Annotated in this window: 20 protein-coding genes; 4 read left to right on the top strand and 16 right to left on the bottom strand. The window is 39.3% G+C overall.

From position 1 onward, the window contains the following. Window positions 1-31: 31 nt before the first annotated feature. Both QRD02_RS04915 and QRD02_RS04910 read right to left on the bottom strand, forming a co-directional pair. Window positions 32-1249: a bifunctional alpha/beta hydrolase/OsmC family protein gene (locus tag QRD02_RS04915; protein ID WP_290253801.1), complete on the bottom strand. Its 1218-nt coding sequence runs from the start codon at window positions 1247-1249 to the stop codon at window positions 32-34. Then, on the bottom strand, window positions 1246-2160 hold the full coding sequence (locus tag QRD02_RS04910; RefSeq protein WP_290253800.1) for a diacylglycerol/lipid kinase family protein: 915 nt from the start codon (window positions 2158-2160) through the stop codon (window positions 1246-1248). Before QRD02_RS04910 ends, QRD02_RS04915 begins: the two co-directional genes overlap by 4 nt. A gap of 65 nt (window positions 2161-2225) precedes the next feature. Here QRD02_RS04910 and QRD02_RS04905 point away from each other — a divergent pair, with 65 nt between their 5' ends. After that, on the top strand, window positions 2226-3191 hold the full coding sequence (locus QRD02_RS04905; RefSeq protein ID WP_290253799.1) for an App1 family protein phosphatidate phosphatase: 966 nt from the start codon (window positions 2226-2228) through the stop codon (window positions 3189-3191). 6 nt (window positions 3192-3197) lie between these two features. Here the strand turns inward: QRD02_RS04905 and QRD02_RS04900 are convergent, their stop codons facing one another. The 3 genes from QRD02_RS04900 to QRD02_RS04890 all read right to left on the bottom strand — a co-directional run bounded on the left by QRD02_RS04900 (window position 3198) and on the right by QRD02_RS04890 (window position 6069). After that, window positions 3198-5138, bottom strand: a complete 1941-nt coding sequence (locus QRD02_RS04900; protein ID WP_290253798.1) for a S9 family peptidase — start codon at window positions 5136-5138, stop codon at window positions 3198-3200. 146 nt (window positions 5139-5284) lie between these two features. Then, window positions 5285-5809 (bottom strand): PRC-barrel domain-containing protein, encoded by a 525-nt coding sequence (locus QRD02_RS04895; RefSeq protein ID WP_290253797.1) that lies wholly within the window; start codon window positions 5807-5809, stop codon window positions 5285-5287. A gap of 26 nt (window positions 5810-5835) precedes the next feature. After that, entirely contained in the window at window positions 5836-6069 is a 234-nt protein-coding gene (locus QRD02_RS04890; RefSeq protein ID WP_290253795.1) for a hypothetical protein, read from the bottom strand. 222 nt (window positions 6070-6291) lie between these two features. Here QRD02_RS04890 and QRD02_RS04885 point away from each other — a divergent pair, with 222 nt between their 5' ends. Both QRD02_RS04885 and QRD02_RS04880 read left to right on the top strand, forming a co-directional pair. After that, window positions 6292-7413, top strand: a complete 1122-nt coding sequence (locus QRD02_RS04885; protein WP_290253794.1) for a vWA domain-containing protein — start codon at window positions 6292-6294, stop codon at window positions 7411-7413. 95 nt (window positions 7414-7508) lie between these two features. Then, on the top strand, window positions 7509-8972 hold the full coding sequence (locus tag QRD02_RS04880; RefSeq protein WP_290253793.1) for a MoxR family ATPase: 1464 nt from the start codon (window positions 7509-7511) through the stop codon (window positions 8970-8972). A 61-nt stretch (window positions 8973-9033) separates the two neighbouring features. On the opposite strand, the gene QRD02_RS04875 is transcribed toward QRD02_RS04880, so the two are convergent. Further along, window positions 9034-9411: a LysM peptidoglycan-binding domain-containing protein gene (locus tag QRD02_RS04875; protein ID WP_290253792.1), complete on the bottom strand. Its 378-nt coding sequence runs from the start codon at window positions 9409-9411 to the stop codon at window positions 9034-9036. 213 nt (window positions 9412-9624) lie between these two features. On the opposite strand from QRD02_RS04875, the gene QRD02_RS04870 reads away from it, so the two are divergent. Then, window positions 9625-10257, top strand: coding sequence for a fasciclin domain-containing protein (locus tag QRD02_RS04870; RefSeq protein ID WP_290253791.1), 633 nt, complete (start codon window positions 9625-9627; stop codon window positions 10255-10257). Between the two features lie 77 nt (window positions 10258-10334). On the opposite strand, the gene QRD02_RS04865 is transcribed toward QRD02_RS04870, so the two are convergent. From QRD02_RS04865 to QRD02_RS04820, 10 genes are all read right to left on the bottom strand, one after another. Next, on the bottom strand, window positions 10335-11999 hold the full coding sequence (locus QRD02_RS04865; protein ID WP_290253790.1) for a M1 family metallopeptidase: 1665 nt from the start codon (window positions 11997-11999) through the stop codon (window positions 10335-10337). A 26-nt stretch (window positions 12000-12025) separates the two neighbouring features. Next, a complete protein-coding gene (locus tag QRD02_RS04860; protein ID WP_290253789.1) occupies window positions 12026-13357 on the bottom strand; it encodes a M28 family metallopeptidase in 1332 nt (443 codons plus the stop codon). 52 nt (window positions 13358-13409) lie between these two features. After that, on the bottom strand, window positions 13410-14276 hold the full coding sequence (locus QRD02_RS04855) for a TolB family protein (RefSeq protein WP_290253788.1): 867 nt from the start codon (window positions 14274-14276) through the stop codon (window positions 13410-13412). Between the two features lie 102 nt (window positions 14277-14378). Next, window positions 14379-16190 (bottom strand): acyl-CoA dehydrogenase FadE, encoded by a 1812-nt coding sequence (locus QRD02_RS04850; protein ID WP_290253787.1) that lies wholly within the window; start codon window positions 16188-16190, stop codon window positions 14379-14381. 18 nt (window positions 16191-16208) lie between these two features. Continuing rightward, a complete protein-coding gene (locus QRD02_RS04845; RefSeq protein WP_290253786.1) occupies window positions 16209-17405 on the bottom strand; it encodes an acetyl-CoA C-acyltransferase in 1197 nt (398 codons plus the stop codon). An 83-nt stretch (window positions 17406-17488) separates the two neighbouring features. Continuing rightward, window positions 17489-19918, bottom strand: coding sequence for a 3-hydroxyacyl-CoA dehydrogenase/enoyl-CoA hydratase family protein (locus QRD02_RS04840; RefSeq protein ID WP_290253785.1), 2430 nt, complete (start codon window positions 19916-19918; stop codon window positions 17489-17491). Between the two features lie 33 nt (window positions 19919-19951). Continuing rightward, complete coding sequence (locus QRD02_RS04835) at window positions 19952-20404, bottom strand: MarR family winged helix-turn-helix transcriptional regulator (protein ID WP_290253784.1); 453 nt, start codon at window positions 20402-20404, stop codon at window positions 19952-19954. A gap of 185 nt (window positions 20405-20589) precedes the next feature. Beyond that, window positions 20590-21051, bottom strand: coding sequence for a DUF488 domain-containing protein (locus QRD02_RS04830; protein WP_290253783.1), 462 nt, complete (start codon window positions 21049-21051; stop codon window positions 20590-20592). Between the two features lie 76 nt (window positions 21052-21127). Then, the gene (locus QRD02_RS04825) at window positions 21128-21454 is read right to left on the bottom strand and encodes a DMT family transporter (RefSeq protein ID WP_290253782.1); all 327 of its coding nucleotides are present in this window, start codon (window positions 21452-21454) and stop codon (window positions 21128-21130) included. A gap of 3 nt (window positions 21455-21457) precedes the next feature. Beyond that, on the bottom strand, window positions 21458-23014 hold the full coding sequence (locus QRD02_RS04820) for a T9SS type A sorting domain-containing protein (protein WP_290253781.1): 1557 nt from the start codon (window positions 23012-23014) through the stop codon (window positions 21458-21460). Window positions 23015-23034: the final 20 nt, after the last annotated feature.

The following is a 23034-nucleotide window of genomic DNA, read 5'->3' as shown; positions in this document are numbered from 1 at the left end:
ACAAAATAGATAAGCAGAAAGGCTGAAGTTTTTACATTATTTTTAATGAGGTAATAATCTGAGCTTTGGCGTGTAAGGTTTTGTGCACCGGACATTTATCGGCAATTTGCAGCAACTTTTCTTTTTGCTTTTCCGTCAATTCTCCTTTCAATTGAATCTCCCGCGTGAAAGTGTCAATTTTAGCCGAATCTTCTTCACAAAATTCACAATCTACCGCGTGTTCCCTGGAATAATTTATGTGTACCACCACATTTTCTATCTCCCAAGTTTTTCGCCTTGCGTACATTTGTATGGTCATAGCAGTGCAGGCCGCAAGTCCTGCCGAAAGAAACTCATATGGTGACGGCCCAAAATTATTTCCGCCGAAATTTGTGGGTTCATCGGCAATAAAATGATGATCGCCCAATTTTAAATATGTTGTAAATATATCCCCCCCATCCAAACTTGCTGCCACTTTACTTTTTGAAATAACCTGGTCGGCCCTCGGAATATTGACGTATCGGGACGCCCATCCCGCGATCACCATCCCCACATAATTGGAATCTTCCTTATTGGATAGCAAATGGTCTACCCCGTCCAATGACACAAAACTTTTGGGATGATGCGCCGCTTTATAAATTTCCTCCGCATTTTTTATCTCTACGGTTTTGTCCTGCGGAGAATGTAAAATCAGCAGCGCTTTGCCGAAGGTCTTTACTATTTCCGTTAGCGGTTTGTTTTCAAGGTCATCCAAAAATTGTTTTTTGATGGTGAAATCAATGCCTCCGAGATTTACTTTTGCTTTGCCATGTTTGTTTATTTCAGCTTTGCTATCTTTTAAAAGATGCAATACGTGCGAAGGATTGCTAGGGGAATTTATAACGGCCACAGCCTTGATTGACGGTAATTTTTCTGCAGCGAAAATGGCGGCTGCCCCGCCCAAGGAATGACCAATCAATAGGGTTGGTGCCTTATAATCCCGCGCCAAAAAATCTGCTGCTTCCACTAAATCGTTTACATTACCAGAGAAATTGGTGTTTTCAAAATCGCCCTCACTTTCACCCAAACCCGTAAAATCAAACCGAAGCACCCCAAATCCGGAATTTGTGAGCGCTCGGCCCACATTTTTAACCGCTATTAAATTTTTGGTACAGGTGAAGCAATGTGCAAAAATGGCATAATTATGTGGTTTTTGGTCTAGCGGAAGCTCGAGGCGTCCCACAAGTTGTTGCCCTTTTTTGTTAGTGAATGAAACTTTTAGAATGTTCATAGCATATTTTCCTTAGCGTGAAATTTACAGAACAATTCCGGAACGGCCATAGTAAGATTTTCCTTTTCAATTCGCGCTGTAACCTTGTCTGTTTCTCCTAAATACTCTCCATCTATTTGAAATGGTACTTTTTTTCGGGTGGAAATCATAACTTTTTCAGTTGAAATTATTTCTACAAAATCTGAAGACAGCTCTGGTTTTTCCTGGATTGTTTTGAATATTTCAATAAAATCTAAATTTTTAAAAACGAGAACTTCAAATTTTCCATCATTTATTTTCCCGTCGGGATTGATGTTTGCTCCGGTTCCGAATTTATTTGCGTTGGCAATCGCAAGCAAAATTCCTGTTTTTTCAACTGTTCCCTTTTCCGTTTCAATCGTGAAATGAAAGGGAGAATCTGAATTGAAAATTGTGGGAATGGACTGCAAAAAGTACCCCAATTTTCCACGAATACCCGAATCCTCGTAATTTTTTACAAGCTCTGCATTGATTCCCAAATCGGCAATATGAAGGCACATTTTTTCATTAATGAAAAGAGTATCAATTTTTATAGTGCAGTTGGAGAGTGCAACCTCAATTTGTTCGGTCATTGTTTCGGGAATGCCGAAATTTACGGCGATCCCGTTTGCGGATCCAGCGGGAATTATTCCCAAACAAATTTCCGTGTTTAAAAGGCATTCCGAAACCAGTGAAATTGTGCCATCGCCCCCGGCAACCAAAACTCTTTCAGGACGATTTTTTTTGATAATGGATTTTATGGCTGCACTGTCACCATCACCCGTTGTTTTATATATTTTTAGGCCTTGATTTCTTTTGGCCGCCGCCTCGGTAACTGAGGCGATAATAGATTCCTTTTCCGAGTCGCCCGAGATTGGGTTGACCACCAAAAGAATATAATTTTCTGATTTCATTAGTAAAGTTTGATTTTAAAAATACCTATTTTGGAAATATCAAACCGTTAACAAAATCTCAATTAGTGAAACTCGATTTAAAACTTTACCGTGGCTATGCAAACGACAAGGAATTGGTTGTTTTCGGTCATGTGTTTAAATCTTGGGCACCGGACAAATACCGAATGGACCGCCGGGGAATCCGACATGCGGTATCGGTTATACATATGTTCCGGATAAAACCTTTGGAAAATGTGGAGATAAAGTTGAAATTCAGAAATCTTGAGGTTACCACCAAAACCTTGGCCGATGGATATTTTCGATTTACAATTCCATACACAGAAACGCTTGAAAGCGGATGGCATGGTTATGAAATTGTCTGCAAATATTACGACTTCGGGATTGTGGAAACCTCGGAATTATTGAAACCTTTTGAAAGTAAGGTGGGCGTGATTTCAGATATTGATGACACTTTTTTGGTTTCACATAGCCGTAATTTTTTAAAAAAACTTTATATTATTCTTTTTAAAAACATCAACAAACGCAAAATTTACAAAGATGTAGTGCCACACTATCAGGCCTTGAGCAGGGCAGGGCAGGAAAACGAAACCGCTTCCAATTCCTTTTTTTATGTTTCAAGCAGCGAATGGAATTTATATGAATTTATTGATGCTTTTACTCGAATCCATAAACTGCCGAAAGCGGTCATCAAACTCAAAAAAATTAAAACTGGAATTACCGATTTCCTTTTTACCGGAAGGGGAAGCCATGACCATAAATTTGAAAAAATAAAGGATATAATCATGTTCTATCCAAATTTGGAATATGTGCTGTTGGGCGATGATTCCCAAAGGGATCCTCCACTGTATGAAAAGATAGTCAAAATATTTCCGAAAAATATTAAGGCTGTTTATATAAGGCAGACTTCACGCCGGAAAAAATATAAAACAGAGAAAATCCTCAAAAACATTGCAACAATGAATGTTTCAACTTGCTATTTCAAGAGCAGTGAAGAGGCCATCGCACATTCCGAAAAAATTGGAATTTTATAAATGCTTTTACTGCATTTCAGTTGATTCCGGACTTTTATTGTCAAGTGTAGTTTGTCCTTCCCCTTTTAAATATTGGTCCAAAAATTTCAACACTTTTCCGTATGCCTCAATTTCGTTTTCCTTTTTTACGAAACCGTGGCCTTCGTCCTCGAATACCACATAATCTACGGGAACACCGTTCTTTTTAACGCCCTCCACAATTTCATCAGATTCAATCTGAAGTACTCTTGGGTCCTGCGCGCCCTGCAAAACCATCAACGGTTTATTTACTTTTTCGGTATGGAACAAAGGCGAAATTTCCTTAAGCCGAACCGAATCGGCAGTATTCGGGTCGCCCATTTCGGTATAAAGTGCATCCTTGAAAGATGCCCACCAGGGCGGAATGCTTTTTAATGTTCTTAACCAGTTGGTCACTCCAAAAATATTTACTCCAACTTTAAATTCTTCGGGAGCATAGGTGAGTGCCGCCATCGTCATATAACCTCCGTAAGAACCACCGATTATTCCTATTTTATCTTTATCTATATTTTCTTGGCTTGCCAACCAATCCTTTCCGGCAATGCAATCCTTTAAATCTTTGTCGCCGTGGTTTTGGTCGTCCATTTGGTAAAACGTTTTTCCATAACCGCTGCTTCCGCGATTGTTCACGGCCAGAACCGCATAACCATGGTTTACCAAATATTGAATAAAGGAACTGAAACCTTGCCGCGATTGACCGCCCGGTCCTCCGTGAACCCAAACTAACGCAGGAACCTTATTGTTTTCATTGGCAATTTTTGGCTCATAATAAATGGCTGGAATTTCAAGTCCGTCAAAAGATTTAAATCGAACGACTTTTGCCATAACCAAATCATCGGCATTTATTTCTTTGTTTAAAACATCCGTCAATTTGTGATATTTTCCTGTTTCTAAATTATAAGAATATGTATTTGTGGGCAATTGCGAACTCCCAACGGTCAATAACGCCATACTTTCATCCCTTGAAAAATTGGCCGCATTTATTGCCTGTCCGTCTATTTCGGGAAAATTTAAATCCTTTCTAGTGGCAACTTCGGAAACATACATTTTGGTTTTTGCATCTTCATTGGTGAACATTATTTGGTATTTGCCATTGTGCGTAAAATAGAAAGAAACGATATCCCAATCCTTCTCGGCTACCTTTTCCTTGCTGTCATCCTCAATGTTATATTTCATTAAATAGCTGAATTCAGCATCTTTGTCCGTGGTGTAATAAAATGATTTTCCATTGGGCGAAAAATCCTCTGGGGAATTTTTGCTGAGCGAATCGTTGATTTTCGTTTTTTGATTTGTTTTCGTGTTCAACAAATACAAATCGTTGTCGTTGGTGTTTATTTCTTTGGTAACGAGAATGTAGTTTTTATCGGAAGAAATTCCGCCAAAATCCATATTGTCTTCATTTTTATAAATGAGTTTTGATGTGAAGCTAGCAATATCCATTTCATAAATGTCCATAGCTTGTGGATTTCTTTCATTGCTACTGTAAAAAAAACTTTTACCATCCTTGGCCCAACCTTGAAAAAGCGCCCGCACATTTTTTTCTGGCGTCAATCTTTTAATGCCATTACTATCCTTTACGAAGATTTTAAAAATTTCATCGCCGTTGCCGTCCATTCGAAATAGAATTCTGTCATCATCGGGAAAATAAGAAATTCCATAAACCGAGGCGCTGTCAGATTGGGTTATCGGGGTAAGTTCACCTCCCTCGGTTTCCATGGTGTACATATTATAGATACCGGAACGGTTGCTGGTTATCAGCACCTTTGATTTATCTGCAGAAAAGCCGTTTGCTGAGGCATTTTCATTGCCCATAAATTGCTCAATGGAATATTGCTTTACTTCAGAAATTTCGTTGTTTTCATTTTCTGATTTTTCTTTACATGAAAAGAAGAGCGTTAAAATGGAGCAGATAAACAATACATTTTTCATAATTGAAGGTTTGGTTATTTGTAATTGAAGCTCAAAGCTAATGATTTTTTGCCTTTAAATTTAAAATCGTTTTCATTCAACAATCTTTTGGTAATAAAAAAAGGGTAGCTTTCGCTACCCTCTTTAAATGTGTTTCAATTAGATTTTTACAATCTTCTATTTGTATATCTATTTCTATCAAATTCGTCTCTTTCGTAAAACGTTTCATCTTCATAAACTGAATCTGATGGATTGTCACGATTATAGGATCTAAGCACAGTAGTTTCGTAATCACGATTCAAGGGAGTTCCATGAGCATAGCGTTTTGTTTCCGCAAAGGTGCGATGGTCGATACCATTTGCAAGGACATTTTTGTTTTCCTTATCAAGGTTCACCATTCCAATGGGAATAATTACGTGATTCTCGCCATCCTTGTTCACAAACTCGCGAACATCAATATTGTTTGGTCTTCCATAGGGATCGTGTCTTGCATCAACAATGGTTTTGTCCACATGGACATCCAAATACACCACTCGTTTAATATTTTTATTTACAAGTAGATTCTCGACCTTGCCCACCACTCTGTTGTCCGCGTCGCGTACGTCCCATCCCCGTACATCGGGATCATCACTGGCAACTTTGTAGTCAGAAAGTTCGTTAAGGTTATAGAGATGTTTTTCTTCGTTTTTCATAGCTTTTTAGTTTTATTGTTTAATTTTTATTGGGCAATTGTGGTTGTGTCAGTTTCCAAGGATAGAGTGTCTGCCGGAAGTTCGTTGTAGTCATCATTCATATCCTGAATGGTGTCGATCAATACTTCATTCTCATCAACATTGCGTTCATCCACATTATCATTGTAGCTCCAATAAATGTAAACACCTACGATGATTACAAGAATTAGCAAAATCCACGGCCACACGGGCTTTTTCTTTTCAATTTTAATTTCTGCCATAATTCATGATTTTTAAGGTTGATTTAAGTTTTGAATTTTAAAATTAACAAATCTCAAAATAGGTATCGCATAAATATCTGTTAACTATATTGTTAATTAATGCCTAAATGACTTTTTCGCATTATGGTTTTATAATGGTTAGAAATATTTCTCATACCTTTTTTGGTAGGAGTTTAACGTTTTGCCTTTCATAAAAACCATTCTTTGTTTTACTTTTAAAATATGATTAAGAAAGATGCAAAAAGCGGATTTATCTTCACTAAACACACGCCAAAGGAGCATTCCCCCTTCGATAAATTGTTTGATATTTTTCAAGAATTGATAACACACACGTCGGGCGATTTTGATGAAGCGATGGAGTGGCTAAAACAATTGGATGAAGAATATGAACTCACCAATGAAGACTACTCGTTGGACGATTTTGTGGAGGATTTAAAAAAGAAAGGCTACCTGCGCGAGGAGATAAAAATAGACGGTAAGAGCGGTCTGGCAATTACCGAAAAAACCGAAAGGGCTCTTAGAAAAAAGGCCTTGGAACAGATTTTTGGAAACTTGCGGAAAAGTGGTGCTGGAAACCACCGCACAAAACAAACGGGAAGAGGCGATGAGCAAGCTGGCGAGTTTCGGGATTACCGTTTCGGGGATTCGTTGGAACAGATTTCGATGACGGAAAGCTTCAAAAATGCCCAAATAAATCACGGCTTGGGAGATTTTACGCTCTCGGAAAATGATTTGGTGGTTGAGGAAACCATGTATAAAACCCAAATGAGCACTGTGTTGATGATTGATATCAGTCACAGTATGATTCTTTACGGCGAAGACCGGATTACTCCCGCCAAAAAAGTGGCAATGGCCCTTTCGGAATTTATTACAACGCGATATCCAAAAGATACACTCGATATTTTGGTCTTTGGCGATGATGCTTGGCCCATTCAAATTAAGGATTTGCCGTATTTAAATGTAGGTCCATATCACACAAATACCGTTGCGGGACTTCAATTGGCGATGGATTTATTGCGAAGAAAAAGAAATACCAACAAACAAATTTTTATGATAACCGATGGAAAACCTAGTTGCATCCAACTTCCCGACGGCCGCTATTATAAAAATAGTAATGGATTAGACACTCACATTGTAAATAAATGTTATGCAATGGCCTCACAGGCGCGGAAACTTCACATTCCCATCACTACTTTTATGATTGCCGAAGACCCATATTTAATGCTTTTTGTGGAAGAATTCACAGCGGCAAACAAGGGCAAGGCATTTTACACGGGCTTGAAAGGTTTGGGAGAAATGATTTTTAGCGATTACGAAACAAACCGTACAAAACGAATTAGATAAAAAAAATAAGCATTCAATGGCCGGCGTTCAGTTTTTTTTACGGTTTCAAGAGTTGCGCGCCATTAGTGATTAATTAAGAAGAGAGAAAATAAATTATGGAAATAGAAAAAATAAAAACATTTGGCGAACTTAAAAAAGCCGGTTACCAATCGAAATCAATAAAAGAGGAACTACGTCGAAACCTGCTTCAAAAAATTATGAAAAAGGAATCTCCATTCGTAGGCATTCACGGCTATGAATTAACGGTGATTCCCGAACTGGAGCGCGCCATTCTTTCAAAGCACAACATCAATCTTTTGGGCCTTCGCGGCCAGGCCAAAACCCGATTGGCGCGTCAAATGGTCGGACTTTTGGATGAATACATTCCCGTGGTTGAAGGCAGTGAAATCAATGATGATCCCTTTAATCCCATTTCGCGTTTTGCGAAAAATTTAATGCACGAGAAAGGCGATGATACCCCAATAAGTTGGCTGCATCGCAGCGAGCGTTTTTCCGAAAAACTGGCCACGCCGGATGTTACCGTGGCCGATATTATTGGCGACGTTGATCCCATAAAAGCAGCGAACTTAAAATTGACCTATGCCGATGACCGCGTGATCCATTTTGGGATGATTCCGCGCAGTAATCGTTGCATTTTTGTAATTAATGAATTGCCCGATTTGCAACCGCGAATTCAAGTTGCGCTTTTCAACATTTTGCAGGAAGGGGATGTTCAGATTAGAGGTTTTGCCGTTCGCTTGCCGTTGGATATCCAATTTGTTTTCACCGCAAATCCGGAAGATTACACCAATCGTGGAAGCATAGTTACCCCTTTAAAAGATAGAATTGGTTCCCAAATTTTAACGCATTATCCTGAAGATATTGAAACCGCGCGTACCATCACAGCACAGGAAACTGCCGAAGCTATTGCCGCGAAATCCAATGTTTATGTTCCCGAACTTGCTAAGGATATTTTGGAACAGATAAGTTTTGAGGCTCGAGAAAATGATTTCATTGATGCCAAAAGCGGCGTGAGTGCAAGACTTAGTATTACCGCGTTCGAAAATCTATTGAGCACTGCCGAAAGGCGGGCGCTTCATAATGGAGAGGAAAAAACAAGCATTCGTTTGGGAGATTTTGTGGGAATTATTCCATCCATTACAGGAAAAATTGAACTTGTTTACGAAGGTGAGCAAGAAGGTGTGAGCCAAGTTGCGCAACAATTAATTGCTGATGCGGTGAACACATTGTTTAAAGATAAATTCCCCAAAATAGAAAAACTAACTAAGCAAACTGATATTGACCCTTATGCTGAAATCGTCGCATGGTTTTTTGAAGAAAATGATTTTGAACTGCTCGATTCTTATTCCGATGAAGAATATAGAAGAGAATTGGATAGAATTATTCCACTGGAGCAACTTGTGGAAAAATACCAATCTGAAGTGGCTAAGGAGGATCGATATTTTTTGAAAGAAGTGGTTCTATGGGCGTTGGCAGAGAATAAAAAACTGAGCAAATTCAGTTTGGGCAATGGCCTTCATTTTAAGGACCTGTACGGAAGCTACATCAGCGGACTATAAATTATTCCTAAAAAAAATGGCCGCTATTTTTATGAATAACGGCCATTTCCTTTAATAAGTTTTAAATATTGGGAATCACCAACTCATCGCCAGGATGGATTAGATCCGCAGATTTCAACTTCCCTTTGTTTGCTTCGTAAATGGCGTTATAGTTATTGGCATCGCCATAATAATGTTTGGAAATTTTACTAAGTGATTCGCCACTTTTCACCGTATGGTGGGCAAAAACCGAATTGTCCGCAACCTTAATATCGGCCATAATATCTGTTGGGTTTTCACCGCCCACGCGTTTTATTTCATCCCATAAAAGGTTTTTTTCATATTGGTTCTTCGCCGTACCCCAAACTTTTAGCTGACCGTTTTCTTCTTTTACATCTCCATTTTGGATGTTCAATTTTTCTCCTAAATCGAGAACACTTTGATATTTTGACTTGATCATTTTATAATAAATTTTAAAGTTTATATTTTAAAGATACTATTTGAAATTTTTATTTTTTAGCGATTAATAAAACTTTAATAGATGGTTTCCAACTTTAAGAATGCCATTAAACTTTTAGAAAAAATTTAACTAAAAAATAATTTCAATTATGAAAAATAATCATTGCTCTTGAAATACCTTTGCGCCAAACTTTTAAAATCAACAAACACTATTATGAAACTAAAAACAATTGTATTGTCTCTTGCAGTAGTAACCATGTTTTTTGCAAGCTGTGAAGACACAAAGAAAAAAGAAGCTGAAGCTCAGGCCCAAGCGGAACAAATGCGTATGGAGCGCGAAAGGGATTCCCTAATGCAAGTGGAGGCTGACAATCAAGCTAAAATGGCTGATATGGAAGCAAACTCAATTGCTGCTAAGGCAATGGGGAACGAAAATCTTTCAACATTGGTTAGCGCCCTGCAGGCTGCAGATATGGCCCAGACTATGAAAGCGGAAGGTGAGTATACCGTTTTCGCACCATCAAATGAAGCTTTCTCTAAAGTTCCAAAAGCAACTATGGATAACTTAATGAAGCCAGAAAATAAGGAACAACTTCAAAAATTGCTTCAATATCACGTTCTTCAAGGTAAAATGAACTCCGCTGATGTTGTTGCAAAAATTAAGGCAGCAAACAACAAATTGGACGTAACTACTTTAAATGGCGAAGTTTTGACTTTGTCTGAAAAAGACGGTAAGGTTATGGTTAAAGATGCAAAAGGTAATACTGCAACTGTATCTACTGCTGACGTTGATGCTTCAAATGGCGTGGTTCACGTTGTTGATAAAGTATTGATGCCTAAAATGTAATTCAAAACATTGAATAAAATTAAAGAGCCCCGAACATGGGGCTCTTTTTTTGATTCGTTTGTTGGTAAAAATAATCCCTATTTAACCGCTTCGGAATTCACGTAAAAATCCTTTTTAATGGAAAATGAATCAATTGTTGAACTGAACTGTTTTGAATTCCATTCCGAAGTGGGAGTTATCCATTCCTCCTTGCCGTTAATTATCGCAATAACTGGCATCTCAAAATTCTCAACTATATCCACATATCTAAATTTAAGGATTTCTCCAGCCACTGAATATTCTACTTTTGGAATCATGGTTGTCCGCAAATATTGATCGAAATATTTAGTAAGGTTTATACCGCTTTTTTCGCTTATATATTTCTCAACTTGTTTTGAAGTAACATTTTGATGATAAAATTCAGAATTCATCTCGCGCAGAATATTTCGCCATTTTTCGTCATCGGCTATCAATTGACGGATATTGTGGAGAATATTAGCACCTTTGTAGTACATATCGCTACTGCCTGAATTGTCCACATTGTATTGTCCAATAATAGGGCTATCGTTCATAATATTTTTACGAACCCCAATTACATATTCCGATGAAGCTTTTTTTCCAAAATGATAATCTAAATATAGATTCTCGGAATAATTTGTAAAACCTTCGTGAATCCACATATCGGCCACATCATTATTTGTAATGTTATTTGCAAACCATTCGTGGCCACTTTCGTGAATGATAATAAAATCGAACTTTAATCCCCAACCTGTCCCCGAAAGATCCTTGCCCAAATATCCATTTGCATATTTGTTGCCATAGGTCACGCTGCTCTGGTGCTCCATTCCTAAGTATGGCGCCTCCACCAGTTTGTAGCCATCTTCATAAAAAGGGTAGGGACCGAACCAGTGCTCAAAAGCTTTCATCATCATTGGTGCTTGCTTGAATTGTTTCCTGGCTTTTTCCTCATTTTCGCGCAACGCGTAATAGTCCATATCAAGTATACCTTTTTCGCCTTTGTACTTTTCGCTCCAATGTACATAATCGCCAATGTTTATGTTTATCCCATAAGCATTGATCGGACTCTTAACTTCCCAAACCCAGGTTTTGGTATTTTCGTTTTCGATCACATTTTTGAGTCTGCCATTGCTTACATCCATCAAATCCTTCGGAGTGGTTACTGAAATTATAGCTCCGTTGTCGGGTTCTTCGGAAGGGTGGTCCTTCAACGGCCACCAAACGCTGGAGCCAATGCCCTGGTTGGAAGTGGCGATAAAATGTTTTCCATTGGAGTCCTTAGACCAGGTAAAACCACCATCCCACGGCGGGCGGCGGGCCACAATAGGTTTTCCGGAGAAGTGAATGGTTATTTTTTCAACCTTTCCTTTTTTCTGATTTTTTTTCAGTTTTAAAAAATGTGCATTGCCTTCCGAAGTGAATGAAATTTCAGTCCCATCCTGCAAAATTTTCTCAATTTTCATTGGATCCTGCAGGTCAATCTGCATCACATCTCCAGTACTTATGACTTTATATTGAATTACATTTTTTCCCGAAATGGATTTTTCCTCGGGAAAAACTTCAACTGAAAGGTCGTAATGCAGCACGTCCCACCAAGCTCGTTCCGCGGTAATACTGCCGCGAAGAGTATCGGCGCGTGTAAATTCTTGGGAGATGGCGGGGTAGGTAATAAAGATTACAATTGCGAGAATGGACAACTTCCTGAGGGAAAATGATCTTGGTTTATTTGAAATTTTTTGTACCATATTTTATTAATTTGTTTTTTGTGATTTTACCTAAACACGGAATTTGGAAAAACTACCACGCTTTCGTGTCCATCTTTTCCAACCGAAGCTACTCCGAAAAAATAATTGTCGATTACAATTCCCTCCAAAGTAAATTCGGAAACATTGCCCACATATCGACTGTAATTCCAAGTGGGGGAGGTGGTGTCGCGCCAATAAATTTTATACCCGGTGGCGCCTTGCACTTTTTCCCATTTCAATTTTGCCGAGGGCTCCACAATACCGCCAATGGAAACGTTTTTTGGTGCGGGTGGCGCCCACGCCAAACTTGCCATATTTATTGCGTTTACTGCAGTAAGTTTTGCGGCATAATCAAAATTCACAAATTTAAGTTTATCGCCGTATTCTATTCCATTTTCGGTGCGAATATCTTGATGTTGTTGGGTATAATTTTCGTGGGCTTCCATAATTCTTATTCCCGCCCAACCTAAATCATTAAAGGGCCGGTGGTGACCTCCGCGACCAAAACGGTCAAGTCTATAAACCATTATTGGGTTCATTTCCGGCATATATGTCTTGGTTGTTTCAAAAACGTAACGTGCAAGTTGGCGCGAATTTCCATCAACTTCGCCGCCATAAAATCTGCGCATTTGCCGTTCGCGCTCCGTTTCGGTGGGCGGCACGGGTTCCGAAAAAATTCTAAAATCGCGATTGCTGATTACGCCATTCACGCCTTCAATATTTCCAATCATATCATTATTGAGAACGCCGATAATTTCCCAGCCCTGCGATTTGGCATAATCGGCAAAACCTTTACCGCCAAAAAGTCCCTGTTCCTCGCCGCTCAGTCCCAAATAAACGATGCTACTCTCAAATTTATATTTTGAAAGTACTCTTGCAGCTTCAATAGCTCCGGCCATGCCGCTGGCGTTGTCATTGGCGCCGGGCGCATCTTTGGTAAAATCACTGCCATCACTATTGCGCGAATCAATATCACCACTCATTATAATATAGCGGTTCGGATATTTGGCGCCCTTCTGAACGGCGGCAACATTCACTATCCACGTATCCTTTGGCACGCGGTCGTTTCCGTCAGCTTTTACAAAGTCTTTTTGGTAGAAAATTTCTAAGCAGTTGTTACAGTCTTTTGAAATTTTTTCGAATTCCGATTTAATCCATCTTCGCGCAGCGCCGATTCCGCGGGTGCTGCTAATGGTATCGCTAAAAGTGTTTCTTGTGCCGAAATTGGCTAAAGTAGTAATATCCGCCTCAATTCTTTCCGAAGAAACCGCATCAATAATTTCGTAGATTCTAGGGTCGGTTTGGGAAAAGGAATGCGTAAAAAAAAGAAAGGCAGTAAATAGAGGGGAAATTTTCATTGAAAACATTTTTCATAAAAATACCAAAAAGATTCGGGGCAATTATGGCCCATCAATTTATTTCGCCCACCAATGCCAATTTTTTACCATTGGGGCTTACCGCCATTCGGGTTATATTCATAATCCCGTGCTCCTCGAGTGATGCTACGCGGCTCCATTCCGGCTCCCCGAGAGTATCATACATATAAAGCTTGTTGCCACTGCCAATGAGGATTTGCGTATCGTTCATCCAAACGAAATCCTTTATTCCAATGGGCAATTCACACACAAAGAAGCTTTCCATCGTTTCCATCTCCAAAAGATATACGTCTAAATTTCCCTCTTCGTTCACCAAGGAATAACTCATAGAATTTGTATTGGGAACTTTTTGGAGCGAACGGCCGGCATTTCGGAACAGAGTATCGGCTGATTTTTGTTGTAAATCGATAAGCGCCAAATCCATTTTGTCGCCGTTCAGAACAGTGGATAGAATTATTCTGTCGGTATAAAAGGCGAAATATGCGACCTGTAAATTTTCAATCAATTTCGAAGCATTTCTTGTTTCCGAATTGTATTGGTATAACCGCTGATGCCCATTTTTATCAAGTCTAACCGCGGCGACATCATTGTTTGCTGAGAATTTTTGAGGGGAATATTCACCACCATCAGTTTTTTGATTGAAGAATTTTTTTGATTTTGAAGTTAGATTATATTCAGCAATATCGGTTTGCCCGTTGTTATTTCCCGCAAAAAGAATCGTTTCATTTGAAGCGAACGACGGTTGATTGTCATAACCCGGATCGTTAGAAATGTTTTTCATATTCAACATTTCGAGACCTTCATATGCGGGCGAGATGTCAAAAATATAAACCTCGGTATTTTCCTGGGCGACGGATAAAATGGTTTGGAGAAAAGCGAATAGAAAAAGATATTTTGTCATTTTATTTAGGTTTGGTTTAAAAATAGCAAACTTCGAACCAATTTTATAAAATAAAAACCGCTCCAATTACGAAGCGGTTTTATTATAAATTGAGTACTTCAATTAAAACGGATATTGATTTTCGGAAATAACCTTATCTGCAATCGTTCTTCGCAACTCGCCGATGTTGGGCGTGTTTTGGTATTTCGTGAAACGCTTCAATCCCATCAGCATCATCCGTTGTTCGTCGCCTTCTGAGAAAGATAGAATGGCCTCTTTCGCTTTAACGGTAATAATATCTACGGCGTGATAAAGGTAAAGTTGCGCCATGGCAAGCTGTTCCTTTTGGGTATCCTTACCAAAACGTTTTGCATTCTTCTCGGTGCGCAAAATGCCACTTTCCGCCATATATATTTCAATCAAAATATCGGCTGCGGCCATTAACGTTTGCTGATGTTCTTCTAGTTCCGTGCCATATTTTTGAACTGCACTTCCGGCGACCATCAAAAATACTTTCTTCAATTTGGCGATCATTTCTTTTTCTTCGGAGAGCAATTCGGAATAATCAGGGGTTTCAAAAGATGGAATTCCCATCAATTCCGAAGCTACAGCCTGTGCGGGATTCAATAAGTCTACGTGGCCTTTCATTGCTTTTTTCACGAGCATTCCAACGGCCAGCATTCTGTTTATTTCGTTTGTTCCTTCATAAATGCGGGCAATTCTTGCATCGCGCCATGCGGCTTCCATTGGGGTATCAGCGCTAAATCCCATTCCACCGAAAATCTGAATTCCCTCATCAGCACAATTTTGAATGTCTTCGGAAACGGCTACTTTCAGAATGGAACATTCTATTGCATATTCCTCAACACCTTTCAATTCCGCTTCTTGATGACTGTTTCCCTGCGCCACGCGCAACGCAATTCTGTCCTCAATATTTTTTGCGGCGCGGTAGCTGGCGCTTTCACTCACATACGCATTGGTTGCCATTTCAGCCAATTTCAATTTTATGGCGCCAAAAGATGAAATCGGAACCTTAAATTGAATTCTTTCATTTGCATATTTCACGGCTTCGGTTATTACACGGCGCTGCGCATCAAGGCTGGCGGCAGCTAGCTTAATTCGTCCAACATTTAAAGCATTCATAGCAATTTTAAACCCTTCGCCACGACCGCCGAGCATATTTTCAGCTTGCACTTTGGTTTCATTGAAAAAAACCTGGCGGGTAGAGGAGGAGTGGATACCGAGTTTCTTTTCTTCATCACCCAGTGAAATTCCATTGGAGGGGTCATTTTCAACAATAAAACCGGTGATATTTTTGTCATCTTCAATTCTTGCGAAAACAATAAAAGTGTTGCAGAAACCAGCGTTTGAAATCCACATTTTCTGCCCGGTGATGGAATAATATTTTCCATCCTCGGAAAGAACAGCTTTGGTTTTTCCGCTGTTGGCGTCGCTTCCCGCGCCCGGTTCGGTTAATGCGTATGCCCCAAACCATTCGCCTGTGGCAAGTTTTGGAACGTATTTTCTAATTTGCTCCTCGGTTCCATATAAAGTAATTGGAAGGGTTCCAATTCCAGTATGCGCGCCAAAAGCCGTGGCAATTGAGCCGGTTGCGCCCGAAATGTAATCGCATACCAACATTGTGGTCACGAAGCCCATGCCGAGGCCGCCGTATTCTTCGGGAACGACAACTCCCAATAAACCGAGCTCACCGGCCTTGCGCATTATTTCTTCCGTTAGTGCATAATCTTTGTGTTCAAAACGTTCCTTTTTCGGCACAATTTCACGGTCCACAAATTCCTTCACGGAATCGCGCATCATTTTTTGTTCCTCGGAAAAATCTTCGGGAGTGAAGACGTCTTCGGCTTTGGTTTCTTTAACGAGGAATTGGCCGCCTCTTAATAATTCGGATTTATTCTTAATTTGTGTATCCATCTTAGTTCTGTTATTTTATTATTTTAAAAATTGATAAATACCAGCCGCACCTTGCCCAGTTCCCACACACATCGTCACCATTCCATATTTTCCCTGTAGATTTCGCTTTCGCATTTCATCAAAAAGTTGAACTGAGAGTTTTGTGCCCGTACAACCAAGTGGATGTCCCATTGCGATTGCGCCTCCGTTTACGTTTACTTTTTCTTTATCCAAATCAAGTTCGCGAATAACTGCCAATGATTGTGAAGCGAAAGCTTCGTTCAATTCAATCAATTCCAGCTGTTCCTTTTTTAATCCTGCTTGTTTCAGTGCTTTTGGGATGGCATAAACGGGGCCGATTCCCATAATGCTGGGTTCTACGCCTACAGCGGCAAAACTCACCAATCGCGCGATTGGATCGAGATTTAATTCCTTGACCATTTCCTCACTCATAACTATAGCGAAAGCAGCGCCATCGCTCATTTGTGATGAATTTCCGGCAGTCACGCTTCCGCCCTCGGCGAAAACGGGACGAAGTTTTGATAGAGCTTCTACGTTCGTTCCCTTGCGCGGACCTTCATCTTTATTTACTATATATTTTTCGGTAACTTTTTTCCCAGAATCGTTTACGAAAATGTGTTCGACCTCAATGGGAACAATTTGATCCTGAAAACGATTTTCATCCTGAGCTCTCAAAGCCCGCATATGGCTCGTGTAGGCGAATTCATCTTGGTCCTCACGGGAGACATTGTATTTTTTTGCAACCGCTTCGGCAGTTAAACCCATGTTCCAGTAGTAATCTTCGTGACCTTCCTTAGCCAATTTGTAATCGGGCACAGGTTTGTACCCACCCATTGGAATGTAGCTCATACTTTCAGCGCCACCAGCGATTATACAATCTGCCATTCCACTTTGAATTTTAGCAGCGGCGATAGAAATAGTTTCCAATCCAGAAGCGCAATAGCGGTTCACTGTCATCCCGGGAATATCAACAATATCCAAACCCATCAACGAAATCAATCTACCCATATTTAGGCCTTGTTCGGCTTCGGGCATTGCATTGCCGACTATAACGTCATCAATTCGTTTTTTGTCGAGTTCGGGCAACTCATTCATAATATATTTGATAGTTTCCGCAGCAAGTTCATCCGGTCTTTTAAAACGGAAAACTCCGCGAGGTGCTTTGCCGACGGCAGTTCTGTAGGCCTTTACTATATATGCAGTTTTTTGTTTCATATTATATTTTTTAGAGAAGAGAGTATAGAATAGAAGATGTCAATTATTTTCTCAGTTCTTTTTTCTCTATTCTTTATTTTTTTTTAGTTTCTCAATGGTTTTCCCTTTTGAATCATATGCTGAAGTCGTTCCAAAGTTTTTCGTTCTCCGGTTAAACTTAAAAATGCTTCTCTTTCCAAGTCGAGTAAATATTGCTCGCTTACATAACTTGCTTCGCTTAAATCGCCACCCGCCATCACGTAGGCCAGTTTATTTGCAATTTTTTTATCATGTTCGCTGATGTAATTTCCGGCTAGCATTTGGTCGGTTCCCACTAAAAACATTCCCAAAGCTTGTTTTCCGAGCACTTTAATATCAGTTCTTGGAATTGGTTTTGTGTAACCTTGGTCAGCCATAAAGCGTGCAACTTCTTTTGCTGCGGCAATCTGGCGTTTTTGGTTTACAACTATAATGTCTTTTCCTTTCTGAAGAATCCCGGTATCGAAAGCTTCATAGGCTGAAGTTGACACTTTTGCCATTCCTATTGCGAGGAAATATTCCTGCAATCTGTTAAGTTCAACATCATCTTTTTTATAAGTGTCGCTTGCTCGAAGGGTCATTTCCTTGGAACCTCCGCCGCCTGGAATTACGCCAACGCCAAATTCCACCAAGCCAATATAGCTTTCTGCCGCAGCAACCACGCGGTCCGCGTGAAGTGTAAACTCGCACCCACCGCCCAAGGTCATTCCGTGCGGAGCGACAATTACTGGAATTGAAGAATAGCGCAATCTCATACTCGTGTCCTGAAAATATTTGATGGCGGCGTTCATTTCGTCGTATTCCTGCTCAACAGCCATCATAAAAATCATCCCGATATTCGCGCCTACGGAAAAGTTTTTTCCGTTGTTCGCAATTACCAATCCGTCAAAATTCTCTTCGGCTAAATCAATTGCTTTATTAACGCCAGCCAACACATCGCCGCCGATGCTGTTCATTTTGCTACGGAATTCAACATTTAAAATTCCATCGCCCAAATCCGCAACAACTACATCTTTGTTACTCCAAACTTCTTTGGATTTGCGGATGTTGTCTAAAATAATAAATGAATCTTGGCCGGGAATTGGCAAATAGGTACCTTCAGTTCCGGCGGGCATACCTTGCGGTATGGCATAATAATGTGTTTGTCCTTCCTTTATATTGTAGAAAGAATCTATACCACTGTTCAGCATTTCCGTTACCCAGCGGGCGGGTTCTTTGCCCAAATCCTGAATCAATTCAATCCCTCTTTTAACACCAATGGCATCCCAAATTTCGAACGGGCCATTTTCCCAACCAAAACCGGCTTTCATTGCATCATCAATCTTGTAAAGTTCGTCGGTTATTTCAGGGATTCTTTTGGAAACGTATGCGAACATTGCGCCGAAATTTTTTCGGTAGAATTCGCCGGCTTTGTCTTCACCTTTTATAAGAATGGGGAATCGATCCGCCACCTTATCAACCGATTTGGTTTTTTCCAAAGTATCAAAAGATGCCTTTTTATTTTTTCGGTACTCCATCGAATCCAAATCCAAAGAAAGGATTTCGCTGCTGCCGTCGTCATTTTTTACCTTTTTGTAAAAACCTTGTCCGCTTTTGCTTCCCAGCCATTTATTTTGCATCATCGTGTCAATGAAACCAGGGATTTGATAGATTCCGTGTTCCTCATCTTCGGGTACGTTTTCATAAATTCCCTTTGAAACGTGAACCAAAGTGTCCAGCCCAACAACGTCAACGGTTCTAAAAGTTGCGGATTTTGGACGGCCGATTACGGGCCCAGTCAATTTATCAACTTCTTCAACGGTCAAGCCCATTTCCTTCACTTGGTGGAAAAGACTTTGTATTCCGAAGATTCCGATTCGGTTTCCGATGAAGGCGGGCGTATCTTTTGCAAGTATTGAAGTTTTTCCGAGGAATTTTTCGCCGTACATCTCTAAAAAATTGAGAACTTCTGTACTTGTTTTCGGCCCCGGAATTATCTCGAATAACTGAAGGTAACGCGGCGGATTGAAAAAGTGTGTTCCGCAAAAATGCTTCTGAAAATCCTCGCTGTGGCCTTCGCTCATTAAATGGATTGGAATTCCGGAAGTGTTTGTGGTAATCAGTGAGCCTTCTTTTCGATGTTTCGCAAGATTTTCAAATACTTGTTTTTTGATGTCGAGACGTTCCACAACAACTTCAATTATCCAATCCGCAGTGCTTACTTTTGAAATGTCATCCTCAAGATTTCCCGTGGAAATTCGCTTTGCAAAATCTTTGTGGTAGAGTGGGGCAGGGTTGCTTTTTATCGCTTTCTGCAGATCATTATTTACAATACGGTTTCGCACCGCTTTGTCACTAAGGGTAAGGCCCTTTTTCTTTTCATCTTCATTCAATTCACGGGGAATTATGTCCAGCAATAGCACTTCCACGCCGATATTGGCGAAATGGCAAGCTATTCCGCTTCCCATAATTCCGGAACCGATGACCGCTACTTTGTTAATTCTTCTCTTTGACATATGTTTTATAATTATGAATTCAGAATTCTGAATTTACTTTGATTCGTATATTTTTTTTGAATTGATTAGTTCAGTTATGGTTTCGGCCACTTTCTTGAATGTTCGCAGTTCCTCCGGAGTGACATTTTTCTTCACAGCCTCGTCGAAGCCTAAAACCACACTTTTGGAAAACTCACGCATTTGTTGTCCGAAGGGGGTTAAATGAATCAAAACGCCGCGACCATCCTCTGGGTTGGGTTTTCGTTCTATCAGCCCTTTCTTTTCCATAGATTTCAAGGTTCGCGAAAGGCTTGTTGCCTCCATTCCCATTTTGGGTCCAAGAGCCGTGGAAGGAGTGCCGTTCTCGGGATCAATGCTTATTAAAGCGAACCCGGTGGCCATGGTACTTCCTATTTTTCCGGCTTCTTCATTATACATTTTTGTCACGTTCATCCACGTGGAGCGGAGTAGGTAATCTATCGTTTTCTCTTTTGGCTTTTCCTCCATAGAAGATTGTGAAAAATTAGATTACCAAATATACAAAAATTTATTATGCACGCATAGTATTTAGATGTGTTTTTTGAACTGAGATGGTAAGAGATATGACGGAGAACATATTATTAAATAAAGTAGAAAATGAACAACATTAAATACGAGCACAAATCTGGCATCCTACGTCATTAGGCCGTAATTCATTCATCCTTTTCCGCGGAATAATCCAGCGAACCATTAACCACCTTTGCGGGTGAAGTGTAAGGATGTTCGGAGGAATTGTTCTTCGCCATAATATGTTGTACTATCCATCCTTTTAGTTTTAGAATGTCGGCAATCAGGGAGCGATGGCATCGCCACCAAACTGCTTCGGAACACATAATTGCGGTTGGATTTTTCGACGCCACTTCCTCTAAAATTTCTAGTGCATTTTTAAATTGTTGGGTTGCCATATAATCTGCATATCCTTTGAAGGATTCGTTGCGCCATGCGTCATTTTCGGAATGGGGCAGAGCTTTTCGTCGGCCGCCCAGATCTACCATATGAATATACTGGACGCCTTCTTTTGGAAGGGAATCTTGAAGTGTTTCAAACGAATGCAATAGGGCTAGGAATTTTTCCCACTCACGTGTGGAATGGCCTATGGTCCAAATAGTTTTCATTTCAAGAGAAGTTTTTCTTTTAAAGATACTAAACTTGGAAGTGAAGCGCTATTAACAAAAATGGTTTAACGGAACTTTAATTGGTTACAAATTTCAACCCTACGATAGATAATATCAATGTTGAAAGAAAAAAGACCCGCCAAAACGTAGCGGGTTCGTTAAAATAAAAAATTCCAACTAATACAGTTCCCACCGCCCCAATACCAGTCCAAACTGCGTAAGCTGTGCCTATTGGGAGTGTTTTTGAAGCTTTAATTAATAAAAACATGCTGATGGCCAGACAGACTAAAAATCCAATAAACCACAGTTTTGATATCCAGCCGGTGGTTTCCTTTACTTTGCCCAGACAAGCTGCAAAGCCAACTTCAAAGAGGCCGCCGATTATTAGGAGAATCCAGTTCAAAATTTACGTTTTTATAAGCTGTTTGATAATGGAAGTTTTTTCCGAAGTAATTTTCACGAAATAAATACCGGATGTCAATTCTGAAATTGAATAATTGGCTTCACCCAAAAACATTTGTTTTACGGTTCTTCCTTGGCTATCAATAATTTCAATTGTTCCCTCTTTTAAACCTGAGATTTCAAACGAACTAGTGGTTGGGTTTGGGTAGATTTTTAATTCTGAAAGTTGGTAATCTTCACTGCCTAGGATGCACGCATCTTGTACCTCTTGGCGAGAGTTGCAATTAGTATCATTATCATAAATTTCTACATTATTGGCAGGAATTTCAATATAATCACAAATGCTTTGTATGGCACAGTTTGTTAAATAACGATTGCCATTAATTTTTAATCGAATTATATCAGAACTATCAATATTTTCTAAACCTATTAGACTTTGAAGATTGGAATTCGTATCTATTAAAAGTTGACTACCTATATATGTGAGATTTAGATCCGAAAAATCCACTATGGGCATAAAATAAATTTTAAAAGTACTACCTATAATTGTTAAATTTGAGAGACCACTTAAATTTACCAAGTTACTATTTGACCCTATTTCAAGATTACCTGAAATTTCCGTTAAATTTTCTAAGCCAGACAGGCTTGATAAATTGTTGCAATTGCGAATTTGTAAAACAGATAAATTTGTAATATTTGATAAAGCTTCAATATTTTCCAAGTGATAATTTGAGGTTAAATTAATATCTCCCGTAACATTAATGTTTTCAAGCCCTTGTAGAGTCTGTAAGGAAAAATTATTCGTTATAGATAATTGTTCTGCAAAAATTAGGTTATCCAAGCCCAGTAAATTAATCAAATTGTCATTATCCTCTATGGTTAATCTTCCATTCGAATGAGTAAGCCCTTCTAGCCCTGAAAGTGATGACAATTGAGAATTTCCCTGAATAGCAATGTAGCCCACAGTATTCAGATTATTGAGTGGTTGAAGGTCAATTAAACTTGAATTATTGCTGATGTATAAATTATCATCTATAGAGGTAATATTTTGTAAACCAACAAGATTATTTAAAATATCATTATTACTAATAGATATTCCTTGGATGTTTCCGTTAATACTAAGAGCAGAAATATTCTCAAGATATTCATTAGATTGTATAGATAAAACATTTACCGAATTAAGGTTTTCCAATCCATTTAAATTCGTGAGGTTATCATTAAATGATATATGTAAATATTCTTCTATTGTTTGTAAATTATTGAGTCCTGAAAGATTAACTAGTTGTGAATCATGAATATAAAGATATCCTTGAATTTCCACAATTTGTGAAAGCCCGTTTAAATTTGTGATATTTTCGGAATAACCATCAATAGTGACGTTGCCCCCAATTATTGTACAACCAGGATAGTTTGTAGAAAAATTGTCAATTGACTCTTGGTTTGAGAAGTATATACCATTTGGTAAACAAGATTGCGCCTCCAACGAGGCTGATGTAATAAATATCAGATTTAAATAAAATGTAATTTTAAGAAAAGTGTTTAATACTAATTGTAATTTCATGATTAGGGTTTTACTGTGTT

This window comes from Aequorivita aurantiaca (genome assembly GCF_030410135.1).
GTDB lineage: Bacteria > Bacteroidota > Bacteroidia > Flavobacteriales > Flavobacteriaceae > Aequorivita > Aequorivita aurantiaca.
Note: the sequence above shows the minus strand (reverse complement) of the source record. Positions and strands in the feature narration are given on the sequence as shown.

Excerpts from the sequence above, each read along its gene's own strand:
- QRD02_RS04915 (WP_290253801.1), bottom strand. The coding sequence starts at position 1,249 with ATGAACATTCTAAAAGTTTCATTCACTAACAAAAAAGGGCAACAACTT.
- QRD02_RS04910 (WP_290253800.1), bottom strand. The coding sequence starts at position 2,160 with ATGAAATCAGAAAATTATATTCTTTTGGTGGTCAACCCAATCTCGGGC.
- QRD02_RS04900 (WP_290253798.1), bottom strand. The coding sequence starts at position 5,138 with ATGAAAAATGTATTGTTTATCTGCTCCATTTTAACGCTCTTCTTTTCA.
- QRD02_RS04895 (WP_290253797.1), bottom strand. The coding sequence starts at position 5,809 with ATGAAAAACGAAGAAAAACATCTCTATAACCTTAACGAACTTTCTGAC.
- QRD02_RS04890 (WP_290253795.1), bottom strand. The coding sequence starts at position 6,069 with ATGGCAGAAATTAAAATTGAAAAGAAAAAGCCCGTGTGGCCGTGGATT.
- QRD02_RS04885 (WP_290253794.1), top strand. The coding sequence starts at position 6,292 with ATGATTAAGAAAGATGCAAAAAGCGGATTTATCTTCACTAAACACACG.
- QRD02_RS04880 (WP_290253793.1), top strand. The coding sequence starts at position 7,509 with ATGGAAATAGAAAAAATAAAAACATTTGGCGAACTTAAAAAAGCCGGT.
- QRD02_RS04875 (WP_290253792.1), bottom strand. The coding sequence starts at position 9,411 with ATGATCAAGTCAAAATATCAAAGTGTTCTCGATTTAGGAGAAAAATTG.
- QRD02_RS04870 (WP_290253791.1), top strand. The coding sequence starts at position 9,625 with ATGAAACTAAAAACAATTGTATTGTCTCTTGCAGTAGTAACCATGTTT.
- QRD02_RS04865 (WP_290253790.1), bottom strand. The coding sequence starts at position 11,999 with ATGGTACAAAAAATTTCAAATAAACCAAGATCATTTTCCCTCAGGAAG.
- QRD02_RS04860 (WP_290253789.1), bottom strand. The coding sequence starts at position 13,357 with ATGAAAATTTCCCCTCTATTTACTGCCTTTCTTTTTTTTACGCATTCC.
- QRD02_RS04855 (WP_290253788.1), bottom strand. The coding sequence starts at position 14,276 with ATGACAAAATATCTTTTTCTATTCGCTTTTCTCCAAACCATTTTATCC.
- QRD02_RS04850 (WP_290253787.1), bottom strand. The coding sequence starts at position 16,190 with ATGGATACACAAATTAAGAATAAATCCGAATTATTAAGAGGCGGCCAA.
- QRD02_RS04845 (WP_290253786.1), bottom strand. The coding sequence starts at position 17,405 with ATGAAACAAAAAACTGCATATATAGTAAAGGCCTACAGAACTGCCGTC.
- QRD02_RS04840 (WP_290253785.1), bottom strand. The coding sequence starts at position 19,918 with ATGTCAAAGAGAAGAATTAACAAAGTAGCGGTCATCGGTTCCGGAATT.
- QRD02_RS04835 (WP_290253784.1), bottom strand. The coding sequence starts at position 20,404 with ATGGAGGAAAAGCCAAAAGAGAAAACGATAGATTACCTACTCCGCTCC.
- QRD02_RS04830 (WP_290253783.1), bottom strand. The coding sequence starts at position 21,051 with ATGAAAACTATTTGGACCATAGGCCATTCCACACGTGAGTGGGAAAAA.
- QRD02_RS04820 (WP_290253781.1), bottom strand. The coding sequence starts at position 23,014 with ATGAAATTACAATTAGTATTAAACACTTTTCTTAAAATTACATTTTAT.